We start from the raw sequence: 22,059 nt of genomic DNA, 5'->3' as shown, positions 1-22,059 counted from the left end.
TTATGCGATATTTTTATAGTGTATTTTCTCTCCATCTCTAACTAGATAAATTTCATCTTCTCCAGCTGTTTCAATATATCTTTTAACAATTACATCACAGTATTTTTCATCCAATTCTACTGCGTAGCATATTCTTCCCGTCTGCTGGCAGGCTATAAGAGTTGACCCACTTCCCGCAAAAGGTTCAAGTACAATACAGTTTGTCATTGTGCTGTTCTGAATAGGATACGCCACAAGAGGTACTGGCTTCATAGTAGGATGGTCTGGACTTTTTTTAGGCCTGTCAAAATTCCAAATGGTCGTTTGCTTTCTATCAGAATACCAGCGGTGCCTTCCTGTCGGCTTCCAACCATAGAGAATAGGTTCATGCTGCCATTGATAATCACTTCTACCAAGAACTAAAGAATTTTTAACCCATATACACACATTTGCAAGATGAAATCCTGCATCCTTGAAAGCTTTTCTAAAGTTTAGCCCCTCTGTATCAGCATGGAATACATAAATACCAGCACCATCATCAAGTACAGTAAATATATTTTTAAAAGCTGCTAATAAAAACTCATAAAACTTTTTATCTTCCATATTGTCATTCTTTATTTTTCTTTCATTCTCCTTGCCTGCTGAATAATTTACATTGTATGGTGGATCTGTTACACACAGGTTGGCTTTCTTCCCAACCATAAGCTTTTCAATTGTTTCTTGTTTTGTACTATCGCCGCAAATAAGTTTATGTTTTCCTAAAAACCATATATCTCCTTGTTTTGTTATCGGCTCCTCAATATCTTCTAGTGCTTTTACTTCATCAAATTCATCATCTTTGATATCTTTGTCATGTACCTTCGAAAATAAATCCTCAATCTCTGCTGCATCAAAACCTGTAATGGATATGTCAAACATAACTTCATCTAGCTCACCAATTAAATCAGCAAGTTTTGGTATATCCCACTCACCATTAATCTTATTAAGAGCTACATTTAGAGCTTTTTCTTCTTTTTCATCCATATCAACAATGACACATTCTATTTCTTTTACTCCCTGCTCTTTTAATATCTTGAATCTCTGATGACCTCCTACAATATGTCCTGTTCTTTTGTTCCAAATAACTGGTTCTACATAACCGAAGGTTTCAATGGACCTTTTGAGCTTTTCATATTCAGGGTCGCCAGGTTTTAAATCTTTTCTTGGATTGTATTTAGCAGGATTTAATTTATCTACTGATACTTTTTGTATATCCAATTTTCTCACTCTCCTTCGTGCTTGAGAAACTTTCAAAAATCAATACTTTTTAACTGTTCTTTTCCTACTGTTTGGTTTTAAAAACCCTTGTATTTTCAAGGAATTCAGCTTTCTCACTAGTCTTATACCCCCACCCTTGAATTTTGCGAATTTTAGCGTGTGAGGGCCGCCCCGTTCCTGGGTTTGAGGGTTGTTAGGATTGTATACCCCCTGCCCCTATAATCCTAAGATTAAATATATCATTGGTTTCATACACTAATTGATTTACATATATTTGTTTTTAATGGTAAAATTATCTTGAGGTGATTTTATGTATATAAAAGTTTCTCCTAAATATGGTAGATCTCATCTATGGTCTTTCATTGATTTTAGAATAGCTACCAATGCAAGACAAATTGACTATGAGACAAAAGGTAATCTAATAAAATATATCATTTACGAAGTAGAAAAAGAAATCAGTAAGGAATTAGCTGAAGAATTTGGATTCAATATTGAGATTCTTAATAATTACAACCCTACTAAAAGTAAATAGCTATTTTAATATTTATACACTTTATTTTTTCTTCCCCACCGACCATCTTCTCTGGCTGTTTTCTTATCGTGACATGACTTACATAAGGATTGAAGGTTATCTTCATCCCAAAACAAATCTTCATCACCTCGGTGGGGTATGATATGGTCAACAACTGTTGCTGTAGTAAGCCTTCCAGCTTTTTCACACTCTACACAGAGAGGATGCTTTGTTAATACCTTTTTTCTTAATCTTTGCCATCTACTGCTATTATAGAGTTTTTTATATTTTCTACTTCTGTTGTATTTTTTTGTTTCTTCCTTCTGATGTTTTTCGCAGTACCTTCCTTCGGTTAGTTCTGGGCAGCCGGGGTAGCTGCACATGCGTTTTGGTTTTCTGGGCATAGCTTTTCTCCTTTTTCAATTTTTCTTTAAAACAAACAGGGAACATGCAATACACTTTATTTCGTGTAAGCCATGTTCCCCATAAACATTTTTTGCATTTTCTCATTTTTAGTATCTCCTATCTACACATCTTTCCTTTGCCATTTTTTCAATCAATTCATTTAACCATTGTGGCCCTTTATTTTCTATTTCAACCATTCTCAAATGATATTTACAGTAATTGCTGTCTGTGGTAGCTTCATTTCGGCAATTTTTATATTTACAAATCTTTTTCATTTCTTTTCAACTCCTAAAAAATAAAAGCCCTTAGTCTCCTAGGGCCATATCTTAAGTATTTTTTATATCTTTTCACTTTATATTATAGCAAATTCTCAACTGCACTTCACTGCACTTTACTGCACTCTTTTAAAATTTTATCAATTTCTTTTAGAGCTTTACTGTGAATTTTAAATACTCCTCTTATACTGTAATTCAACTCCTTTGAGATTTCATCCCACGACTTTCCGTTAATATACCTTTTTTCCAGTAACAGTTGGCAATTTACATCTTCTACTTTATGAATAGTTTCCATAATCTCTACTTTAAGATCTATAAACCTATCTATCTCATCATTTATTTCGTGGCTTAAATCAATAATTTTTACAATGGTATTTTCCATGCGGCTCTTTTCATTGTTTCCACCAGAAACTTTCGTATGGGTATAACAGGTATTCACCTTCATAGCTAAACTCTTTAGTACTTCTAACTGTTCAAGCTTGCTGTCTATTCTTTGATTGATTTTATAGACCTGTGATAAATATTCTTTAGCTTTCATGGCTGCATCACTCCCATCTTCCCGCCGTAATAGGTCTCATCAATATATTTCATTTTTTCCTCACCTAAAGAAAGAATTCTCTCTAGTGCCTTTTTTTGTCCTAACTGATATTGCTTATGGGTTTTATAAAATCCACACTGAGTACCTTCGCATTTTTTAGATTTTAAAATGCTGCATTTTTTGTTTTTATAAGCAAAACAATCTTTCTCATTCATTGCTATTTCCTCCTAAACAACTCTATTTATTCTTGCCTTTACAGCCTTAAGAAGTGCTTCTTGCGTAGCTTCTTTATCTTTAAGTACTTTCATCACATCTTCGTCTATGGTGTCATTGGCTATTAAATGATGAATAATTACTGTTTCTTTTTGACCTTGCCTATGAAGCCTTGCATTAGCTTGGCTGTACAGCTCAAGGCTAAAGGTTAATCCAAACCAAACGATAATATTACCTCCAGTTTGAAGGTTTAATCCATGTCCCGCTGAAGCTGGATGGGCTAAAAGCACTTCTATATTTCCTTTATTCCAGTCCTCAATATCTTTAGCTGATTTGAGTTCTCTCAATATCTTATTTTTTAAATGATCTTTGATTCTCTTAAGGTCATGCTTATAGGAATAAAATACAAGTACCGGTTTTCCGCTAGCTGCTTCTATTACATCCTCAAGTGCTTTAAGTTTTGCATCATGAATTTCTTTTACATCTTTGTTTTCATCATAAACAGCTCCGTTTGATAGTTGAAGAAGTTTATTTGTAAGAACTGCAGCAGTATTTGCTACTATATCAGCATCTTTTAGAGGTAGAAGTAGATCTTTTTCTAACTTCCTATATTGTCCTTTTGCTTTATCATCCAGATGAACAGTTATGATATTATCAAGTCTTTCTGGAAGGTCTAAGTAATCTTTAGCTTTCATACTGACACATATATCCGATAGTTTTTTATATATTGCTTCCTTAGCACCATCTTTGGGTTTGTAGGAAAATATAATTTCTCTATTTCTTTTATCTGGCAGAAAGTATTTCTCTCTAAATCCTGTTATGGTTTTTCCAAGTCTTTCTCCACCATCTAAAAGATATATCTGAGGCCACAAATCAATTAGCCCATTTGGTGCAGGAGTACCAGTTAGGCCTACAATTCTTTTTATAAGTGGCCTTACTTTTCTTAATGCTTTAAACCTTTTAGCTTTATGGGATTTAAAACTAGAAAGCTCATCTATAACAACCATATCAAAGGGCCAATTTGTTTTATATAAATCCACTAACCACTTTACGTTCTCTCGATTGATAATATAGATATCAGCTTTTGTGTTAAGAGCATCAATCCTTTCTTTTTCTGTCCCTAGCACCTTTGATATTTTTAAGTGTTTAAGATGGTCCCATTTAGCCGCTTCTTCGTCCCATGTACTCTGGGCCACTCGAAGAGGTGCAATAACCAATACTCTTACAACATCAAAGTAATCGTATAAAAGTTCATTAATGGCAGTTAGAGTACATACCGTTTTCCCGAGACCCATCTCCATCAAAAGGCCTGCTTTTTCTTTATCTATAATCCACTTTGTTGCATATTCCTGGTATGGATAAGGTATGTATTTCACTTAACCACCTCCTGGATAAATTCTTCTACTGCTTCTAATGAATCTATAACATAAACTTTAAATCCTAATGCTTCAAGCTGTTTTTTTCTTTTTACTTGAAGTGGCCTTAGTTTTTTACCTGGAGATTTTATTTCTACAAAAAAGGTCCTACCTCCAGGAAAAAGAACTAATCTATCTGGCACTCCTGCTATTCCTGGCGAGGTAAATTTAAGAGCTAGTCCACCTTTTCTTTCTACTTCCCGCTTTAATCTGGATTCTATTTCTTTCTCTCTCATTTCTATCACCTATTTTGGAACAAGATTTTAACCTTGTTCTTTTAAATAAAAGTCCTTCAATCCCTTGTATTAAGCTAGTTTGATGATATTTTAAAAACTTTTAACGGAACAAGAAACAAGATTTTCTTATAGAGTATTCTTAATTATAGAATTTATAGAGTATAATTATATCTATATATTCTTTATTTTATTTATTTATATATAGTAATCTTGTTCTCTTGTTCCATATACTTAATAAATATAGTAATAATCAATATGTGAGAGTGGAACAAGATGCCGGAACAAGATTTAATTCTTGTTCTCTTGTTCCTTCTATTTCCTTATATAAACTCTTTGTTTCCCATAAATAGGTATTGTCATCATTCCATTTTTAGTCCCTGTATATTTCTCCCAACCTTCAATCTTTCGAAGGATTGCATTTATCTCATAGGAATCTATTTTTCTCATGCTGCTCGGCTCTTTTTCAAAAAGTTCACACCAAACTTCCATAGCACATACCTTATCTCTTCTTACAGTACCTACTGTTTCTTTGCTAAATTCATCTCCTCTTATAAAACTTCTTCTTTCATAAATGTCCATATCATCCCAGTTAGAAGGAAGAAGTTTTTCTAAATATTCTCTAACTAACCCTTCTCTTTCATCACTTTCAAGGGCATCAATCTGAGCCTTTTCTGCTTCTTTAATAAGACTATCGGGTAGAATCAAAGACTCACCTTTATTGTATAAGTCAAAAGCTTCAGCCCATATCTGTTTTACTTCTTCAGCCTTTATATCCCAAGGCTTCTCTCCCTTACTGCCCGGAGTCTTAACAGGCCAAAAGCGACGACCTCCGGTTATATCCCTTAAAAATCCAGCTTCTTGATTGGTAGTTCCTACAATGATGCACTGCCTTGGATGATCCTCTACAGTATACCCATAACTAGCTCTATACTTATCATCCTGCCTTGATAAAAATGATTTTAAAGTTTCTTCATCTACTTTACGAATACCAGCAAGCTCTCCTACCTCTATAATCCAGTAGCCCTGAAGCTTTTCTGCAGCTGTCTTATCCCTCATATCTGAGATTGCTAATGAATCACTGAAAAATTTTCCTCCCAGCTTAGCAAAAAGAGTACTTTTCCCTACTCCCTGAGGACCATTTAATACAAGAACTGTATCAAATTTAATCCCTGGTTTCATCACCCTTGCTACTGCCGCTACTAAGGTTTTTCTCATAACTAATCTTGTATATTCGTTATCCTCTGCTCCTAGATATTTAATCAAAAGCTCGTCTACTCTTTTTACACCATCCCACTTAGGTAAACTATAAAGATAATCTTTAACTGGATGCCTAGACCTTTCAACTGTCACCTTAAGTGCTGCTTCTTTAAGTCTTCCAGGAGAATAAAGTTTATATTTTTCATCGATATATCCTGCAAGAGAAGCTTCATCTGTTTTATTCCAACCAGCTTTTAGACGTTTCCACGGCACCTGCCCTTTAACATCAATACCTCCTGTAAACTCGTTATAAAAAATTCCATTTAATGCAGGATCATGTCTTAGTATCAGTATCATGTTTGTAAGAGTGTTTTTTAGTTCACCTTTGTTATTAATCTCGAGGCCTGTCTGCCATTCTTCTTCATTTTGAAAATCTTCACCAGCCTGCATAATTCTTTCACTGGCTATCTGTTTTTTTACCTGTACATCTTTTACTATCATCTCCTGCATAGCCTTATATGAAGGAAGTCTTACTACAGGTGTTCCTTCCTTTGCATTTTCATCTAAATCACCGAACTTATGAAGCCTAACAAGATCAAAAGCATTACAAAGCTTACCACTTATAGGGTCACTGCCGTGGTGAGAGTAAGCAAAAAGTCCGTTTTCATATACCACAAGTCCTCCCGAGGATGTACCAGGTATGTAAGTATATCTGTTAGGGTCATTACATGGTGAGTATATATCACTTAAAAACTTTTCTATTGCTTCGTATACTGAATATGTTCTGCAAAAGGCACCTACAAGACCATTCTTTTCAAGAGGATTTCCCTGCTTCTCTGCCTGTCTTTTTCTCTGAAGCTTTGTTCTTGAAGATTCAGGCCAATAAGATGAATCTCGCCAGTCAGGATATCTTTTTAAAACTTCATCAGGATCTATCCATTCTTCGTCTAATACTTTAAAAACAAATTGTCCATCAGATGAAGTGGAAGGCCAGTACATTAGCCTGTGGGGCTCATACGTTGTATCGTCAAAGAAATCTATCCCTAAATCTTCAGCAATACGTCTTGCTACTGCCTGATATTCATCTGGTGTTACTGCTCTTTTTAAAGGAATAACTAGCCTTAATCTTGGGCTTAATGAGCTGTGGCTGTGGGTAGAATACATCACTGCTCCATAACCAAGTATTGTCTCTACTCCAGCCCATAAATCCCCTTTAACATAATCAGCATCAAGAGTAACAATCTGTCTCCATACTACTGCATCTGCTTTTCTTCTACCACCCTTTAAAGTTCCACCAACAAAGCCACCTACATCTTTTATTTCACCCCGTTTAGCCTTTGAAAGCTTTTTATATTCTTCATAGGTTTCAGAAGTTCTAATAGTATTACTCAGCCTTTTAACTAAATCTGACCAAAGCATCTCTCGATTCTTCCAATTTAGTTCTTTTCTACTTCTCCCTGTGGCAATGGTTATAATTCCATCATGCTTTAATGACTTAGCTTCCTTAAGATTTAAACTCACCATCTACCACCTCCAAGGGCTCACATCTTTCATTAAATCTTTTTATTTTAAGTCCTAGTGCTTCAGCCATCTTTATTTTTTCTGCCATTTCCTCGGATATTCTTTTACCAAAGGCCCAAAGCTCATTACACTTCAAAAGTAAATCTAGTCCCATCTCAATACCTACTTTTCTTTCTTCAGGGATATTGTTATCAAGAAAGGTGGTAAAAATAACATGGGGTGCTAAAGGAATGCTACCTTTTGTATAAACAAATCTACAGTACCTTATTGCTTTCCCAATATTACCTTCAATATCTCCCCTTAAGGGAGAACAAACATAAATAAACGGTCTTTTTCTCATAAGTAAAACACCTCTCTTTTCAAGGGTTATGCATAGTTTTTGTATATATATTCATTAGTTTGTCCTACACGCTCAAAGGTTCTTAGACACTCAAACAAACAAAAATTAATAAGTTTCTTGAATCATTAATCTTTTTTATAAAATTCAGTTTCAAATCCATCTGCCTTTAAAGGTAATCCTGGTGCCCAATCAATAAATCTGCCCATTATTTCTTTTACTTCTTCTAATGAACCAATGCCATTAGGAACATCTAAAACTACTTCATCATGGACGTGAAATACTATGTTATATCCTGCTTCATCAAGCCCAAGCATAGCTTCAGCCAAACAGTCCCTTGCAATGGCTTGAGTAATATTCTCCACAAGCTTCCCTCCATAGGTAGAAAGCCTTCTCCTCTTTTTAGTTCCCTGTTCTATACCTTCATAAGTAAGCATTTCTTTATTAAATCTTTCATCAATTTCAATCCTCGGTCTAACATAGGCAAGGTTTCTTCCTGAAGGAAGTCTTATAAACAGCATTCCATTTTTGTAATAAAACTTAAGTCCATACTGCATAGTTACCACTGATTTTTCCTTCACTGACTTTATCGCAGCCATCTCTAAATCCCACCACAACTTTACAATGTTTGGATTGGACTTTCTCCAAGCTGAAACAAGCTCTGATAGTTCTTCTTCTGTCAGTCCCATATTTAAAGCTCCCATAGCTATGAGTGCTCCTTTACTTCCACCATATCCAAGGGCGAGTTCTGCTATTTTCCCTTTCTGCCTTAAAGAACTTCCTTTAGTAATACTTTCTATTGGTACTTTAAACATCTGAGAAGCTGACGCTTCATAAATCTTGCCATGGGAATTGAATACATCCATTCTCCACTTCTCCCCTGCAAGCCATGCAATAACTCTCGCTTCAATTGCTGAAAAATCTGCAACTATAAATCGTGAATTTTCAGATGGTATGAAAGCTGTTCTAATGAGTTGAGATAGTAAATCAGGTACACTATCAAATAGAAGTTCTAAAGTTCCATAATCTCCGTCCTTAAGAAGCTGCCTGGCAAGACTTAAATCCTTCATGTTATTTCTCGGGAGGTTGTGAATTTGTACTAATCTACCTGCCCATCTTCCAGTCCTATTAGCTCCATAAAACTGCAGGAGGCCTCTTATTCTTTCATCACTACACATGGATCTGTCCATAGCCTCATACTTTTTAACAGAAGTCTTTGACATATCCTGTCTAAGCTCTAATACTCTTTTAATCTTAGGATTTTTAGTTTGTTCTAGTAGCTCTACAACCTTTTCTTTAGAAAGACTTTCTATCTTTATCCCTTCCTTTTCAAGCCATTCTTTTAACTGAGCTGGACTGTTAGGGTTTTCAAGTCCTGTTAAATGAATGGCTTCCTTTAGGAGTTTATCTTGATAAGCTCTATCACATTTAATTGCATTATCCACTAACACCTTATCTACTCTAACACCAGTATCGTTAATTTTCTGGTCCAGCTGCCAAAGCCTAAGTTCCTTTTCTATCATGGGATAACTTTCTAACTTTTTACGTATAACCCTTTCAACTTCTACATCCCGTTTGCAGTAATCTTTGAAGTTCTGCCACTTTTCTATGTCATGCTTAGGAAAGTTTCTAGTTCTTTCTCCATTTGCTTTTGTGGGTTTACAAGGAACTGAAAAATATCTTATAAGTGCCTTTCCTTCCTTCATTTTCTGCTGAGATAAATTTAGGCATTTAGCAACTCCTTCAAGACTTCCAGGAAGGCCTAATGTTAGTGCATGAACTGCACTACAACGCCACTGATTAGGTGGCATAGGTATATTAAAATACTTTGCTAGACATGTTCTTTCAAAGTTAGCATTAAAAGCTGTTTTAATTATTGCTGAGTCTGTTAGAGCCATCATTACTTCATCTGGTACTTTTTCACCTTGGGCTAAATCAATTACTGTTACCTCTTCATCATCAAAGGCATAGCTAAATAACAGTATTTCAAAGTCTGGTGATTCAGTATATTTGTAGACCCCACACCTGGTGAGGTCCACACTACTGAATGTTTCAATATCTATTGCTAAAGTTCTCATAATTACTACCCTAAAATGTCCTCATCTTCAAATAGGCCAAAATCATCTTCAGGTCTTGATTTGCCGCCTAACGGCTCTCCATCTTCTAGCTTTTGAAGGTTTTGAAGGCCGCAGGCAATTCCCTTATTTCCGTTGGCATTATAGGCATAAAATACGATAGAGGCTCTACCATAACATCCTGAATAAAACTCTGTTTGGTCGAGTATTGGCTGAACATTTTTATCTACTATTCCAGGTTTAGTAGTACTATTGGCATTTACAAAATAGCTATTTCTATATGCTTCATCATCTGGTCTATCTAAATCTCCGTCACGAAGAGGGGTTTTTAAATTAGCTGGTATTCTACCTCCAAGCTTGGATAGTCCTTCCTTCTTGGCTGCTTCAATAGCTGCTTTAATTTTTCTAATGGTTTCTTTATCTGACTTTGGAATTATTAGGCTCACTGAATATTTAGGGTCGCTACCATTAACGCTTTTAGGCTCCCATACATTTACATAACTAAAACGAACTTTCCCTGTAATTACTTTTGTACTTTGATTTTTCATAATTTTCATTTCTCCTTTCTTTTATTTGAAATCTATTTCAGCAGTGCTTTTCACCTCTGGTCTTTTATCATCTTCAGGTACTAGCTTTAATTTTCCAGAGGAAATTTCTATTAGGTCTCCTATAATCTTTTCAAATTCCTTTTTGCCTATTTTCTTTTCAAGCTTAGTAAGACTAAGAAGTGATTTCGAATAAATCATATCTTCTGAATACCCTGCATCTAATAACTTCTGGGCCACGTCTTCTTCTGATGTATATTTTCTGCTTCTTTTGCCTTCTACAAGCTTCATACCTGGCCACTTTTTCCCATCATTTATAGCTGCAGCTAAGGCATAGCTATCTACATCCAATGCCCATTTTTGAAGCTCTCTTATTTGTTTTAAGACTTCCACTATTTCTTCATCTGTTAAAAGAGGTGGCTCTCTAAAATCCATACAAGCTAATTTTAAATTTTCGTTAGCCCTCGCTCTGCAGGTAGCTTTTACTTTGCAAAAGACACAGTGTTCTCCTGCTGCAAATTCACCTTCTCCATTCCAGGCGAGTTTTGCTTTTGGTTTTACAACCTCTTCTGCCCACTTTAGAAGGTCATTTACTTCTATTTCTTCTGTTGAAATGTTATCAAGCCTTGGCTGGCAAATAGTGGCTTTTACTTTTTGAATATCATATAGACAGCTATATTGGTTTAAAGCTCCTAAAGCATAAAGTCTCATTTGTGGATTGCCTATAGCAGATACCTTAATCCCTTTTCCGTATTTCAAATCCACTATCTCCAAGATCTCATCAGTTACCAGCACCAAATCTCCAGTACCAAAACCCTCAGGTACCCAAGGAGAGTAATCAAGCCGCATCTCAATCATAATGATAGGATCCTTCGTTCGTACTTTTGCTTCATTGATTTTTTCAATAGCTAAGGTTGTATAGGTTTCAATAAACTGCTCCATCTCAGCTGTGTAGTAATTGTCCTTTTTCATTGCTTTAAGCTGCCTATTGTATTGTGCTTCATTCAAATTCCCTAGGTAGTATGAAAGCTTTAATTCGGCCAATGTATGAGCAAAACTTCCTTCCTTTGCATATTCATTAGATTCTTCCTCTACCAATTCCTCAAGTCGGACAGATGGAGGACATTTAAGCCATCTATAAGCTCCTGAAGCAGAGAGTAATGCATGTTCACCCATTAGAGCACCTCCACTTTTTCAAGAAGCTCTGGGTACTTTTCTTTTGGAATGTCGCTTAGTTTTGTCCCACCAAATTTCTGAATAAGTGCCTTTACTTCAGCCTGTTTGCCATTTTGAGAAAGTGAAACTAACTTTGCTCTTACTTCTTCTAAAGTAATCCGCTTTTCTTCTTTCTTCTGTAATATTTTCTTGCTTTTAGTTGTTGCATTAACTTGTTCTATTTTCTGTACTTCAGTCTGCTCTGTATCATATGTAAAACCGCTCCCGGCTTTTAAATTTAAAACATCATTTAACATCTTAGTAAAATTATTAATCGATGCTGTTAATTCAGGAGCTGTTATGTTTACATCAACTTTAATATTCAAATTCTTCACCTCTTTCATTTAATTGCTTTACTGTTAATCACTAATTTTTCTATCTCTGCCTCAGGAAATACTCGAAGAAAAGATGCTATAAACTTTCTTCCTACTCCTCTTCTTCCTAACAGAACATTACTCAGTGTCCCTTTAGAGAGATTCATTTGCCTTGCTAGTTCATTTTGACTAATGTCTTTTCTGCTAATAAATGAATTAACATATTCAATATTTACCTGCATTTTTAAACCTCACATCTAGATGTATTTCTCTCTAACTTATTAAATATTTCTGTCAAATTATCTTTGATGCTTTTTGCTTCTTTCTCTTCATCTTCTGAAATAATTTCCTTAATATTAATTTCTGAAGTCTCAGGGCTTTTAATTGTTATTCTAATTGTTTGCATATTTGTTCACCTCCCAGTGCCTTTTTTAGAAGAGTAGTAATAACCCCTTCATATATAAGTCACCAGAAAAGCAAAAATTAACTCCCTAAATTAAATTTTTTCTAAATGTTTTTTCAGTTGCTCATAAATTCTGTTTAATCGCCTACTTATAGCCGGTGAACTTACAACTTCTTCAGCTGCAATTTCTTTGATTGGCTTTTCTTCTATGTAAACTTTCTTAATCAATTCTCGCTGCTGTAGCTGAAGCTTAGAAATTGCATTATAAAGAGCATCATTTCTTTCTATTAATTCAACTTCTGATTCAACATCAGCACTGGTATCTGCCAATTGAATGCCCTGCTCCTGCATTGCATTTAAAGAATTATGTCTGCGAGTTTCTCTACGATTACTGTTATATTCGACTCTTTCAATTTCAACAATAACTTCTGAAAAGTTTTGTTCTACATCAACTTCAACAATTTCACCTGTAATAAATTCATATGTGATTTTCATATTTACATCTCTCCTTTGAAATTTGATTTTTGGGTGATTAATGATTTGTTCTGAGAAAAAGAAAGAATTGTAATGGAACTGAACTAAGGTCTTAAAAACTTGTGAATTAAACAAATTCAGAAAAATAAGCACAAAAAAATAGCCGGACAACCGCTAATTACTTAGCGATCATCCGGCTATTTGGTAGCTCTTATTTCAGACTCCGTTGCTCGGTATGAATTACACTGCTTTTGCTTTTATTTTATTGTTTTCAAAAGACAAATTGATAATGTTCTTACACCTTGGACATTTTATTATTAGTTCAGCTTGTTCAGCTGATACCATATCCAATAGTCTTTTATTTGGACATACTGGACATTTTACTTTTGTTGCCATATGACATCCTCCTTTAATACCTTGTTTTATAAGCTTTTATGTAAATATTTATACTAACTAAAATACAGTTTTCTTTACTATTAAAATAAATGTATTTGAAGAATATTAGTTTTCATTTAACTTAAATAATTCATCCTTAACTATATTGTAATAATAATTAAGTAATATTAAAATCCATAATTTTATATGACTTTGATAGTGTATATTGTTTATTTATTACTTTTTATATTACTTTCAAAGTATATATGCTAAATGTATTATATTGTATGTTATTATTTTTTTATAAAAATTCTTTTTATGATATAATCAATGATATACAATAAATTAGGTAGGTGGAATGAATGACAAATAACGATAAAAATAATATAAATTATGGACTACCCGTTATAAATAGCAGCTTTAGTTTTACAAATCCTTCTTGTAATGTTTTACTAGACACTGTTCATGACAGGAATGGAAATCAATATAAAAATATACGAGTAAAAAATTCTGCTGAAAAGCAAATTGAATTTCACTTTAAGCAAGGTCTTTATAGAAAAACAGATTTTGCCGAAAAACATAACATTCTTATGGATTTTATATCAATTCCATATGGTAATGAAAAAAAGTTGATAAGATTTTTCGAAGAAAATGGATTTATATTTCAAAATTCAACCAAAGAATACGTCTTATATTCTTGCACTGATTTATTTTTAGTAATTAGGCGAGTCAAGTTTTTAGTTGAATTAATTATGGAATTGCAAAAAGAAACTCCATCATTTAATGTTTTAATAAAGAATATATTATATTTTCTTCTTACTGGTCCACTTACTATATCTATAACTAACTCTGATACCAGAGAAACATCAGTTGTAATTTATAAGTCTACATCTTATGAACTACAAGATATTTTAAAAAGCTTAAACATTCTAACTTCCATACCTTTAGACATTGATTATAATCCTGAAGCTTATACTTCTATGCAATCTGATTCTAAAGTTGTATCTAAAACTTTTTTTGATGAACAAGAATATGATAGGACTTATCACTATGTATTCCGCGAGTCTTTACCAAGCGACATATTAAATCAATTCTCTCTTTTAGATTATGTATTATCAATTTCAGAAATTGAGTCTATAGATTCAGAAAATGGCGTAATTCTTCCAAAGTTAAAGAAAAAATCAACTCTTTCTATTAACGCTGAACATGTAGATATAATAAAAAAAGTTGCAAAATGTGTAATCAAGACAGAACTTGACCATAATACAAGTAAGATAATTCCAAGTTATAATTCCGACGCTTTGTTAGGTTCCTGGAGTATACCTGACTTGATTAGCTCAATTTACTTTTCAGTTTTCTTTTTAAATCCAAATTTTGAGATTATTAAGAAGTGTGCTAATCCTACTTGTTCTAACTATTACTCTGTTCTCCATTCAAACACGAGAAAAAAATACTGTAGTATCAAATGCGCAAATGCTGTAAGCCAGCGTAAAGCACGTGCAAGACGAAATTTTAAAAAAGGACATACCAATAAGGTATAGTCCTTTTTTACATCCCAAAAAAACATTCCATACATGTATCTACCTATGAAGTATTTTTGCTTAAATCAGAGAACTGTTGAGCAAAATTGTCTGTACTCTATATTCTACTCATACAATCTTCTTTCTAGCTGGCTGAAAGCAGAAAATATATATTATGAAAAGCTTATTAAAAAAGATAATACTAATTATGTCTTTAAAGTGATTCCAAGTACAATATAAAGAGATGATTATAAGGTGTATTATAAAGATAGATATTCAATGGATAAAACTTAAGAGTTGTTAAATGCCCCAGATGTCAAAATGAGGAATTTAGTTCTGAAGCTATCTACTGTCGTATTTGTGGCACAATGCTGTTTAACTACTGTTAAGGAAAATGGAATGATTATATACAAGAATAGGAATGGAAACATAAAAACCCAGAAAATGCAAGATTCTATAAAATCTGCGGCAAATCTACATAATTTTAATTTGGAACAGATTCTGCCAAATTGGAAATATACAAAAGTATAATGTGAAAATAATACTTTTTCTAATTTTAATAAATTTGATAAAAGTACCATTGATGAAACAATAACTATTGATGAAGAAATTCATTTTAAAATATGTAAAGTCATATACATAGTTATTGTCTATCCCATTAAAAATTTATCTATTTAATCTCTCTATTACACTAGATATAGTATTTTTATAAATTAGAAATGATGCTCCTTCCTCCTTTACTCCTTTTTTCAATCTAATAATCTGCCTTTTACTTAAATTTAGAACTTCGACCACTTCTTTATTGGTCAACTTACCTTCTATAGTCATAGGAATAACTTTGTATCTATTCAATTGTTTTTGATCCATTTGATAACGCGCCTCGTTTCTCATATTTATATATTTGTCATTAAAGTAATATTTTTAAAATCTTAAAATGACATTATCATAAAATAACTACACTTACATAGTGCTATAGATTTTTATTATTTATTATGATATAATAAAATGGATTTTTATGGATATTTATTTTTTAGTCAAACTTCATATCTATTATTTAAAAGTTTTAATAAAAGTTGAAAAGAGGTGATGTGATGTTATGTTGCTAGACAAAATTCTATTATCAAAGGTTAATATTATAGGCAAAACACTTTTAGAACGTGCTGGATTAATTGATTATCCTCGTAATATTGAAGAAATGTTTACCTTTTTGCAAACCCTAAAAGAAAGTATTGACAAAAATGAATTTGAAGGTGCCTTAATAGCAAATATTTTATTTTCATTTGTATCAAACAAAGAAATCAGAGATCGCAATACTACTCCACGTATATTTGAAGATATTTTCTCAGCTCTGTTTGCACAAACTCCAAGTGATAAAAAAACTAGATCAAACCCTAAAAGTACACCTCAAATTATGGCTTTAGATTCGCTATGTAAGAATGAAGATTGGAAAATCTCATCTGATTTATCAGGAAATAAACGTGAAAAGGCTGATTTGATTTTAGGAAATTATTCTATATCGCTTAAAACATTAAAAGGGCCTATTATTGGATCAAATAATGAAGTTTTAGATAATAGCTTTAATAATGAGCTTAATATTGGTAGCTTTTCGTATCGAGCTTTATTAAAAGGTATTCTATCTGATGAAGAAATAATCCAATTAAGCGATAGAAAAGGTGGGCTTGGATCAGGAAAACAATTAAGAAAAAATATCTTTGACCCAATAAAAAATAAATCTAAACAAAATGATTTTTTAAATAGACTTAAACTGTTTTTAGAATATGTGTATGAAGAAGATGTATATATAATTTTAAAATCTCATTATAGAATTGATTTTTTCCTAATTCCTAATTCATCATTTGTTAAATCATTAATATACGCATATGAATACTCTGAACCAAGCTTCGAAAAAATTTTTTATAGATGGGAGAATAATAATCTTAGAATTAGATGGAAAGATATGCTTACTGTAATGGATAATAATAAACTGCCATATTACGAAATTTCTATTAACTTAGAAAATAGCTTTAATAATAAAGAACTAAAAAACTTTTTAAACGATTTAAGTAAGCAAATAGAAAATTATATTAATACTCATATAACTAAGTAATTTTCATATAATAAGTAAAGTTAGTTTTATCATGACATATAGGTATGTTACTATACCTATATGTCAAGTGGAATGATTTTAGCTATATGGTAAGCCATTAGTACAGGTACTGCATTACCAATTTGTCTATACGCTGCAGAATTACTCCCTTTAAAAATAAAAGAGTCTGGAAACGATTGTATGCGTGCTACCTCTCTGACAGACATTCTTCTTTTATGATCTGGATGTGGAATAATTAATGGACCACCAGTACCACTCCCTCTTCCCATAATTGTTGGAGCATATTTATTCCAATCAGTTGGTCTATTACCTACACGATTGCTTTTAGGATCATTTTTATCTAACACTTTACATTTCGTTCCAACATGATTACTAATAAAATATGTAGGATCAAAATCTTTAGGTAAATCTCCTATTGCACTCTTAATATCTAAATAAGAATAAATAATTTCACTCTCAAAATAATTTAGTTGGAAATCTAGTTCTCCTTTTTTCCACAGTGTATATAATTCTTCTACCTTTACATGAGCTGGTTTATTATCAATAATCTTACTATACGAACTATGTGTTGGCTTAATATAAAGTGTTTTCCTCAGATTTGTTAAATTTGTAATCGATTCAGGTATATTGTAATAATCTAAACAATCCTTCCTTACAGCCAGTATAATCACACGTTCACGATTCTGGGGAACTCCAAAATCTAAAGCATTAAAAACATTGTATCTCACTTCATAACCAGGTCCACCATTTTTTACCCCGGCTTCTTCAATATCATTTAAAATCATTTCAAGAACTCTTCCTTTTTCCATATTTTCCAATCCTTTGACATTTTCCAACAGTACAAATTTAGGTTTTTTAGCTTCAATAACCTTTAATATTTGAAGATATAAGTGATTTCTACTGTCTTCCATGCTTCTATTTATATTTGCAATAGAAAAGCCTTGACATGGAAATCCACCTATAACTACATCTCCATCTGGAATTAATTTATCAATTTCATCGATTGATATATTTAGTATTTCTTCTATATCTCCAAAAACAACCTCATGTGGATGGAATCTTGTAATATTATGCTTATATGTTTCTATAGCATATTTATCAAAATCATTTGCCCATACTATTTTATGGCCAGCTAATAAAAAACCTAAATCCATACCACCCGCTCCAGAAAATAACGATATTATTTTCATATTTCATAACACCTCCTTTTTAATGTTCTTTCAATAACTAGAAAATCATGCTCACTTAATCTTCTAGAGTTCCTTTGAACTTAAGTACTCCACTTATGTTTTGTTTTTATAATTTCCAAGTTATCCTAAATATCTTTAATAATAAACTGTTTTATCTATACTATCTTCATAACATATTAGTTCACATGACATCTTATGTAACCATAAATCACATTCATCACTCCAAATTTTTACATCATTATAAAAATATTCACCACAGTCAATTCCAACTATAACTCCAAATACAGATTCCTTAGTCATATAAAAAACTATCTTATCTTCATTTCTAAAATCTATACTGATTTCTTATTTCTATCTGAAAAAACTATAACTTCGAAGCGATCTTTTATATCTATCTAGAAATCTTTCTCAAATATAATAATCATATAGTAACTATTAGTTGTCATCTAACCACATATAAAATGCAATTATAATTTTTCAATAATTAAATAGTGCAAACTTTGAAAATGCTCACATATTAGTTTACAATAACTCCATCCTAATTGCAAATAATATTTATCCCTTCATTAGCTACACGTAAAATTGACAACTATATTTACTTATGAGATCCTTTATTTACAGTACCTATAAGTAACATACTATATTTAAATTTGCTCAATTATCACTCTGAATAACACCTATAAAAACTTACTCAAGATATTTTATACTTACTTCATCAATTATTTAATCTTTTTACTTTCTTTCTTATATTTTTATTGCTTCATTCAATCTTACTATACTTGCATAATAATCTATTACATATAGATATCTCCCAGAGATTTATACTTTAGCTTTGTAAATTTCTTAAATATCATTAATCATTTTATAAACTTAATATTTTCGTTTCTCATCCTTATAACATAACAACTTTTTTTAAATATTAATAAAATGTTTCTTAAATCATAATAATTAAATTACAAGATTATTGTTTTCTCCCATCGTCTATGCAAACATAGCAAAACAAACAAAAAAGCCCCGCAATTGTTTGCGGGAACTTACTTTCTAACTGTGTTTTCTTTTAATCAATACTACTGACTCCACGTGAGTTGTATGTGGAAACATGTCTACTGGCTGTATTTCAATAGTTTTGTATCCTTTTTCATCTAAATATTTTAGATCTCTTGCTAACGTAGATGGATTGCATGATACATACACGACTCTTTTCGGTGACATTTTAACTATTGTATCTAATACTTCCTTGTCACACCCTTTTCTAGGAGGATCAACTACAACTACATCTGCTCTTATGCCCTGATTATATAGTTTTGGAAATATTTCTTCTGCTATACCTTCATAAAACTCAACATTTTCAATACCATTTATCCTAGCATTTTCCTTAGCATCAACTATAGCTTCCTTTACAACCTCAATTCCATATACTTTTTTTGCTTTTTGGGCTAAAAATAGAGAAATTGTTCCTATACCACAGTATAAATCAAATACTATTTCATCTCCTTCAAGTTCTGCATACTCTAAAGCCTTATTATAAAGCACTTCTGTCTGCATAGGATTTACCTGAAAGAATGATTTTGCTGATATATTGAATTTTAAATTTCCTATATAGTCTATAATTTTTTCACTACCAAATAATACTTTAGTTTTATCCCCTAAAATAACATTAGTCTTTTTAGTATTTATATTCTGTATTACACTTTTTAAATTTGTTATATTACTTTTGAGAATTTCAATTAATTTATCTTTATATGGTAGTTTTTCGCCATTTGTAATAATTACAACCATTACATCTCCTGTTTTAAATGCAGTTTTTGTAAGTATATGTCTAATTAAACCCTTTCCTGTTTTTTCATCGTAAGGCTTTATGTTATATGTTTTCATATATGCTCTAATTAACTCTATTACCTTGTCATTCACTTCATGTTGTATAATACATGAACTCGTATCAACAATTTCATGACTTCCTCTTTTATAAAAACCTATTGTTATTTTTTTATTTTTTCTTCCTACAGGGAATTGGGCTTTATTTCTATATCTATAAGGGTTATCCATCCCCAAAGTATCATGTATTGTAACATCTTCTAAATGTCCAATCTTTTTAATATCATTTTTCACCTTATTAGTTTTTATTTTTAATTGTTCTTGATAATCAAGCCCTTGTATTTGACAACCTCCACAAGCATAACTAAGTTTACATTTAGGTATAACTCTTTTTGTTGAAGGTTCTACTATACTTACAATCTCTCCAACTCCATAATTTTTCTTTATATTTACTAACTTAACCTTACATTTATCTCCTGGTAATCCTCCATCTATAAATACAGTAAACCCTTCTATCTTAGCTACTCCTTGACCTTTATGATTAATATCTTCTATTTTTGCTTCATATATTTCATTTAATTTAATTACGCTCATTCCTTAACTCCTTCCCAAATATAATCAAAAAGAAGACACACCTATGGTGTGCCGATAAATTAGAATCAGTATGCCCCTATTATACCAAACTATCTATATATTATTAACAAAATTTTATTTTTCTAATCATCACTAAAGTTTCTTGATACACGTTTAAGCATTTGTCTTATTGGTAAATCATAAGGACATCTAGGTTCACATTGTCCACATTCAATACAATCACTAGCTTTATACTGTAATTTTTGATATCTTTCTTTAGCCCAGTCTTTTAAGTCATATCTTAAATAATAACCTTCTAATACAAATTGAGTAGGTATATCTATCCCCTGAGGACATGGAGCACAATATCCGCATCTTCTACAAAATTCACTACCTAGTTCTTCGGCCTCCTTCATTATAACTGCTCTTTCTTCATCTGTTAAAGGTCTTACATCTTTTCCTACACTACTATTTTCAATAACCTGCTTTATTTTGTCCATTCCTGGAATTACTACTGAAATATTAGGATTTTCTATTATAAACCTTAATGAAAGACTAACATTTCTTATTGCCCCACCAGCTACAGGTTTCATAATAATTACTCCTATATCTAGCTTTTTGGCTCTTTCAAATAATTTTTCACCTTGTCTTTCAACTGGACTATATGGAAACTGAATAGTAGCAAACTCTCCAGTTTCTATAGCTTTTTCTAATATATGAACATCATGGCTTGTAATTCCTATTTCTTTTATAAGTCCCTTAGACTTTGCTTCTTTTAAAGCTCTTAATGCTCCATTTTCACTCATAACCATTTTATATTGCTCTTCTGTTCTAACCAAATGTAATTGATATAAATCAATACAATCAGTTCTCAATAACTTCAAACTAGTTTCTATTTCTTTTTTCATTCCTTCATAATCTCTAACTGGTGATTTAGTCGCTATTATAAATTTATCTCTTCCGCATTTTTCAATACCGTAACCTATTAACTCTTCACTTTTTCCATATCCTCGAGCAGTATCTATAAAGTTTATCCCTTGTTTATTTGCAACCATAATTAAATCTATGGCTTCTTCCTTGCTTACTTTTTGAATTGGAATACCTCCAAAACCTATTACAGAAACCTCGAAATTAGTTTTTCCAAGCCTTCTTTTGTGCATATTAAACCCCCTATCTTCTAAAGTAAAAATAGATATTTCCTGATTCAATCATTTTCTTGAATTTTCTTTTTAAGATACTCTTAAATATCTCTCTTGTACCTGGTATTACTAATACAAAACCTAATGTGTCAGTTATTAAACCTGGAGTTAATAACAATGCACCACCTATTAAAATACAAAGTCCATTTAGAAGTTCATTTCCAGGTATTCTTCCATAGTTTAGTTCCGTTCTGATTTTACTTAAAACTAACTTACCTTCACTTTTAGCAAGATATGCACCTACTATACCTGTAGTTAACACAATACCAATAGTAGTCCACACACTAGTTACTTTTGATAATTGTAATAGCAAAAACAATTCAATTATCGGCGTTACTGTAAAAAGTAAAATTAATTTGAAAAACATAAT

Annotated in this window: 26 protein-coding genes; 3 read left to right on the top strand and 23 right to left on the bottom strand. The window is 32.1% G+C overall.

Translation table 11 applies throughout. The annotated features are described in order from the left end of the window. A complete protein-coding gene (locus BFN48_RS00740) occupies positions 1–1,245 on the bottom strand; it encodes a site-specific DNA-methyltransferase (protein ID WP_278287277.1) in 1,245 nt (414 codons plus the stop codon). Positions 1,246–1,546: 301 nt separating this feature from the next. Here BFN48_RS00740 and BFN48_RS00735 point away from each other — a divergent pair, with 301 nt between their 5' ends. Continuing rightward, positions 1,547–1,768 carry a hypothetical protein gene (locus BFN48_RS00735; RefSeq protein WP_069648970.1) on the top strand — a complete coding sequence of 74 codons (222 nt, stop codon included), beginning with the start codon at positions 1,547–1,549 and terminating at the stop codon, positions 1,766–1,768. Positions 1,769–1,773: 5 nt separating this feature from the next. Here the strand turns inward: BFN48_RS00735 and BFN48_RS00730 are convergent, their stop codons facing one another. From BFN48_RS00730 to BFN48_RS12295, 16 genes are all read right to left on the bottom strand, one after another. Further along, on the bottom strand, positions 1,774–2,151 hold the full coding sequence (locus BFN48_RS00730; protein WP_069648969.1) for an HNH endonuclease: 378 nt from the start codon (positions 2,149–2,151) through the stop codon (positions 1,774–1,776). Between the two features lie 108 nt (positions 2,152–2,259). Then, positions 2,260–2,427, bottom strand: a complete 168-nt coding sequence (locus tag BFN48_RS12305; RefSeq protein WP_176718785.1) for a hypothetical protein — start codon at positions 2,425–2,427, stop codon at positions 2,260–2,262. 106 nt (positions 2,428–2,533) lie between these two features. Continuing rightward, positions 2,534–2,965, bottom strand: a complete 432-nt coding sequence (locus BFN48_RS00725) for a DUF1492 domain-containing protein (protein ID WP_069648968.1) — start codon at positions 2,963–2,965, stop codon at positions 2,534–2,536. Next, entirely contained in the window at positions 2,962–3,180 is a 219-nt protein-coding gene (locus BFN48_RS00720) for a hypothetical protein (RefSeq protein WP_069648967.1), read from the bottom strand. The genes BFN48_RS00725 and BFN48_RS00720 overlap by 4 nt, the downstream gene beginning before the upstream one ends. Positions 3,181–3,192: 12 nt before the next feature. Continuing rightward, complete coding sequence (locus tag BFN48_RS00715; protein WP_069648966.1) at positions 3,193–4,554, bottom strand: SNF2-related protein; 1,362 nt, start codon at positions 4,552–4,554, stop codon at positions 3,193–3,195. Then, on the bottom strand, positions 4,551–4,829 hold the full coding sequence (locus BFN48_RS00710; protein WP_069648965.1) for a PDDEXK family nuclease: 279 nt from the start codon (positions 4,827–4,829) through the stop codon (positions 4,551–4,553). Before BFN48_RS00710 ends, BFN48_RS00715 begins: the two co-directional genes overlap by 4 nt. 312 nt (positions 4,830–5,141) lie before the next feature. Continuing rightward, a complete protein-coding gene (locus tag BFN48_RS00705) occupies positions 5,142–7,550 on the bottom strand; it encodes a virulence-associated E family protein (RefSeq protein WP_083238716.1) in 2,409 nt (802 codons plus the stop codon). After that, entirely contained in the window at positions 7,531–7,887 is a 357-nt protein-coding gene (locus BFN48_RS00700; protein ID WP_069648964.1) for a DUF7768 domain-containing protein, read from the bottom strand. The genes BFN48_RS00705 and BFN48_RS00700 overlap by 20 nt, the downstream gene beginning before the upstream one ends. Before the next feature lie 125 nt (positions 7,888–8,012). Next, the gene (locus BFN48_RS00695; RefSeq protein WP_069648963.1) at positions 8,013–9,962 is read right to left on the bottom strand and encodes a DNA polymerase; all 1,950 of its coding nucleotides are present in this window, start codon (positions 9,960–9,962) and stop codon (positions 8,013–8,015) included. Positions 9,963–9,967: 5 nt separating this feature from the next. Further along, positions 9,968–10,507: a DUF2815 family protein gene (locus BFN48_RS00690; RefSeq protein WP_069648962.1), complete on the bottom strand. Its 540-nt coding sequence runs from the start codon at positions 10,505–10,507 to the stop codon at positions 9,968–9,970. Positions 10,508–10,528: 21 nt separating this feature from the next. Further along, a complete protein-coding gene (locus BFN48_RS00685) occupies positions 10,529–11,680 on the bottom strand; it encodes a DUF2800 domain-containing protein (protein ID WP_069648961.1) in 1,152 nt (383 codons plus the stop codon). Next, complete coding sequence (locus BFN48_RS12530; protein WP_207644677.1) at positions 11,680–12,063, bottom strand: rRNA biogenesis protein rrp5; 384 nt, start codon at positions 12,061–12,063, stop codon at positions 11,680–11,682. The genes BFN48_RS00685 and BFN48_RS12530 overlap by 1 nt, the downstream gene beginning before the upstream one ends. Continuing rightward, positions 12,060–12,275 (bottom strand): helix-turn-helix domain-containing protein, encoded by a 216-nt coding sequence (locus BFN48_RS00675; RefSeq protein ID WP_069648959.1) that lies wholly within the window; start codon positions 12,273–12,275, stop codon positions 12,060–12,062. The genes BFN48_RS12530 and BFN48_RS00675 overlap by 4 nt, the downstream gene beginning before the upstream one ends. Before the next feature lie 2 nt (positions 12,276–12,277). Further along, positions 12,278–12,439, bottom strand: coding sequence for a hypothetical protein (locus BFN48_RS12300; RefSeq protein ID WP_176718784.1), 162 nt, complete (start codon positions 12,437–12,439; stop codon positions 12,278–12,280). Between the two features lie 90 nt (positions 12,440–12,529). Continuing rightward, a complete protein-coding gene (locus BFN48_RS00670) occupies positions 12,530–12,931 on the bottom strand; it encodes an RNA polymerase sigma factor (RefSeq protein WP_069648958.1) in 402 nt (133 codons plus the stop codon). A 219-nt stretch (positions 12,932–13,150) separates the two neighbouring features. Next, positions 13,151–13,306 carry a hypothetical protein gene (locus BFN48_RS12295; RefSeq protein WP_176718783.1) on the bottom strand — a complete coding sequence of 52 codons (156 nt, stop codon included), beginning with the start codon at positions 13,304–13,306 and terminating at the stop codon, positions 13,151–13,153. Between the two features lie 341 nt (positions 13,307–13,647). Here BFN48_RS12295 and BFN48_RS00665 point away from each other — a divergent pair, with 341 nt between their 5' ends. Further along, complete coding sequence (locus BFN48_RS00665) at positions 13,648–14,826, top strand: CGNR zinc finger domain-containing protein (RefSeq protein ID WP_069648957.1); 1,179 nt, start codon at positions 13,648–13,650, stop codon at positions 14,824–14,826. Between the two features lie 645 nt (positions 14,827–15,471). Here the strand turns inward: BFN48_RS00665 and BFN48_RS00655 are convergent. Further along, positions 15,472–15,657 carry a hypothetical protein gene (locus BFN48_RS00655; RefSeq protein ID WP_176718782.1) on the bottom strand — a complete coding sequence of 62 codons (186 nt, stop codon included), beginning with the start codon at positions 15,655–15,657 and terminating at the stop codon, positions 15,472–15,474. A 244-nt stretch (positions 15,658–15,901) separates the two neighbouring features. On the opposite strand from BFN48_RS00655, the gene BFN48_RS00650 reads away from it, so the two are divergent. Next, positions 15,902–16,912, top strand: coding sequence for a hypothetical protein (locus BFN48_RS00650; protein WP_069648954.1), 1,011 nt, complete (start codon positions 15,902–15,904; stop codon positions 16,910–16,912). 56 nt (positions 16,913–16,968) lie between these two features. Here BFN48_RS00650 and BFN48_RS00645 read toward each other — a convergent pair whose 3' ends face one another. From BFN48_RS00645 to BFN48_RS00630, 5 genes are all read right to left on the bottom strand, one after another. Further along, complete coding sequence (locus tag BFN48_RS00645; RefSeq protein ID WP_069648953.1) at positions 16,969–18,102, bottom strand: DNA cytosine methyltransferase; 1,134 nt, start codon at positions 18,100–18,102, stop codon at positions 16,969–16,971. Between the two features lie 135 nt (positions 18,103–18,237). Next, complete coding sequence (locus BFN48_RS12290; protein WP_176718781.1) at positions 18,238–18,402, bottom strand: hypothetical protein; 165 nt, start codon at positions 18,400–18,402, stop codon at positions 18,238–18,240. 741 nt (positions 18,403–19,143) lie between these two features. Then, the gene (gene rlmD / locus BFN48_RS00640; RefSeq protein ID WP_069648952.1) at positions 19,144–20,511 is read right to left on the bottom strand and encodes a 23S rRNA (uracil(1939)-C(5))-methyltransferase RlmD; all 1,368 of its coding nucleotides are present in this window, start codon (positions 20,509–20,511) and stop codon (positions 19,144–19,146) included. A gap of 122 nt (positions 20,512–20,633) precedes the next feature. Further along, entirely contained in the window at positions 20,634–21,650 is a 1,017-nt protein-coding gene (locus tag BFN48_RS00635; protein WP_069648951.1) for an aldo/keto reductase, read from the bottom strand. Positions 21,651–21,660: 10 nt separating this feature from the next. Beyond that, a complete protein-coding gene (locus tag BFN48_RS00630; protein WP_069648950.1) occupies positions 21,661–22,056 on the bottom strand; it encodes an FxsA family protein in 396 nt (131 codons plus the stop codon). Positions 22,057–22,059: the final 3 nt, after the last annotated feature.

This window comes from Caloranaerobacter ferrireducens, assembly GCF_001730685.1.
GTDB classification, from domain to species: domain Bacteria; phylum Bacillota; class Clostridia; order Tissierellales; family Thermohalobacteraceae; genus Caloranaerobacter; species Caloranaerobacter ferrireducens.
This window is presented reverse-complemented; position numbering and strand designations above follow the sequence as displayed.

Excerpts from the sequence above, each read along its gene's own strand:
- BFN48_RS00735 (WP_069648970.1), top strand. The coding sequence starts at position 1,547 with ATGTATATAAAAGTTTCTCCTAAATATGGTAGATCTCATCTATGGTCT.
- BFN48_RS00730 (WP_069648969.1), bottom strand. The coding sequence starts at position 2,151 with ATGCCCAGAAAACCAAAACGCATGTGCAGCTACCCCGGCTGCCCAGAA.
- BFN48_RS12305 (WP_176718785.1), bottom strand. The coding sequence starts at position 2,427 with ATGAAAAAGATTTGTAAATATAAAAATTGCCGAAATGAAGCTACCACA.
- BFN48_RS00725 (WP_069648968.1), bottom strand. The coding sequence starts at position 2,965 with ATGAAAGCTAAAGAATATTTATCACAGGTCTATAAAATCAATCAAAGA.
- BFN48_RS00720 (WP_069648967.1), bottom strand. The coding sequence starts at position 3,180 with ATGAATGAGAAAGATTGTTTTGCTTATAAAAACAAAAAATGCAGCATT.
- BFN48_RS00710 (WP_069648965.1), bottom strand. The coding sequence starts at position 4,829 with ATGAGAGAGAAAGAAATAGAATCCAGATTAAAGCGGGAAGTAGAAAGA.
- BFN48_RS00705 (WP_083238716.1), bottom strand. The coding sequence starts at position 7,550 with ATGGTGAGTTTAAATCTTAAGGAAGCTAAGTCATTAAAGCATGATGGA.
- BFN48_RS00700 (WP_069648964.1), bottom strand. The coding sequence starts at position 7,887 with ATGAGAAAAAGACCGTTTATTTATGTTTGTTCTCCCTTAAGGGGAGAT.
- BFN48_RS00695 (WP_069648963.1), bottom strand. The coding sequence starts at position 9,962 with ATGAGAACTTTAGCAATAGATATTGAAACATTCAGTAGTGTGGACCTC.
- BFN48_RS00690 (WP_069648962.1), bottom strand. The coding sequence starts at position 10,507 with ATGAAAAATCAAAGTACAAAAGTAATTACAGGGAAAGTTCGTTTTAGT.
- BFN48_RS00685 (WP_069648961.1), bottom strand. The coding sequence starts at position 11,680 with ATGGGTGAACATGCATTACTCTCTGCTTCAGGAGCTTATAGATGGCTT.
- BFN48_RS12530 (WP_207644677.1), bottom strand. The coding sequence starts at position 12,063 with ATGAAAGAGGTGAAGAATTTGAATATTAAAGTTGATGTAAACATAACA.
- BFN48_RS00675 (WP_069648959.1), bottom strand. The coding sequence starts at position 12,275 with ATGCAGGTAAATATTGAATATGTTAATTCATTTATTAGCAGAAAAGAC.
- BFN48_RS12300 (WP_176718784.1), bottom strand. The coding sequence starts at position 12,439 with ATGCAAACAATTAGAATAACAATTAAAAGCCCTGAGACTTCAGAAATT.
- BFN48_RS00670 (WP_069648958.1), bottom strand. The coding sequence starts at position 12,931 with ATGAAAATCACATATGAATTTATTACAGGTGAAATTGTTGAAGTTGAT.
- BFN48_RS12295 (WP_176718783.1), bottom strand. The coding sequence starts at position 13,306 with ATGGCAACAAAAGTAAAATGTCCAGTATGTCCAAATAAAAGACTATTG.
- BFN48_RS00665 (WP_069648957.1), top strand. The coding sequence starts at position 13,648 with ATGACAAATAACGATAAAAATAATATAAATTATGGACTACCCGTTATA.
- BFN48_RS00650 (WP_069648954.1), top strand. The coding sequence starts at position 15,902 with ATGTTGCTAGACAAAATTCTATTATCAAAGGTTAATATTATAGGCAAA.
- BFN48_RS00645 (WP_069648953.1), bottom strand. The coding sequence starts at position 18,102 with ATGAAAATAATATCGTTATTTTCTGGAGCGGGTGGTATGGATTTAGGT.
- BFN48_RS12290 (WP_176718781.1), bottom strand. The coding sequence starts at position 18,402 with ATGACTAAGGAATCTGTATTTGGAGTTATAGTTGGAATTGACTGTGGT.
- rlmD (WP_069648952.1), bottom strand. The coding sequence starts at position 20,511 with ATGAGCGTAATTAAATTAAATGAAATATATGAAGCAAAAATAGAAGAT.
- BFN48_RS00635 (WP_069648951.1), bottom strand. The coding sequence starts at position 21,650 with ATGCACAAAAGAAGGCTTGGAAAAACTAATTTCGAGGTTTCTGTAATA.
- BFN48_RS00630 (WP_069648950.1), bottom strand. The coding sequence starts at position 22,056 with ATGTTTTTCAAATTAATTTTACTTTTTACAGTAACGCCGATAATTGAA.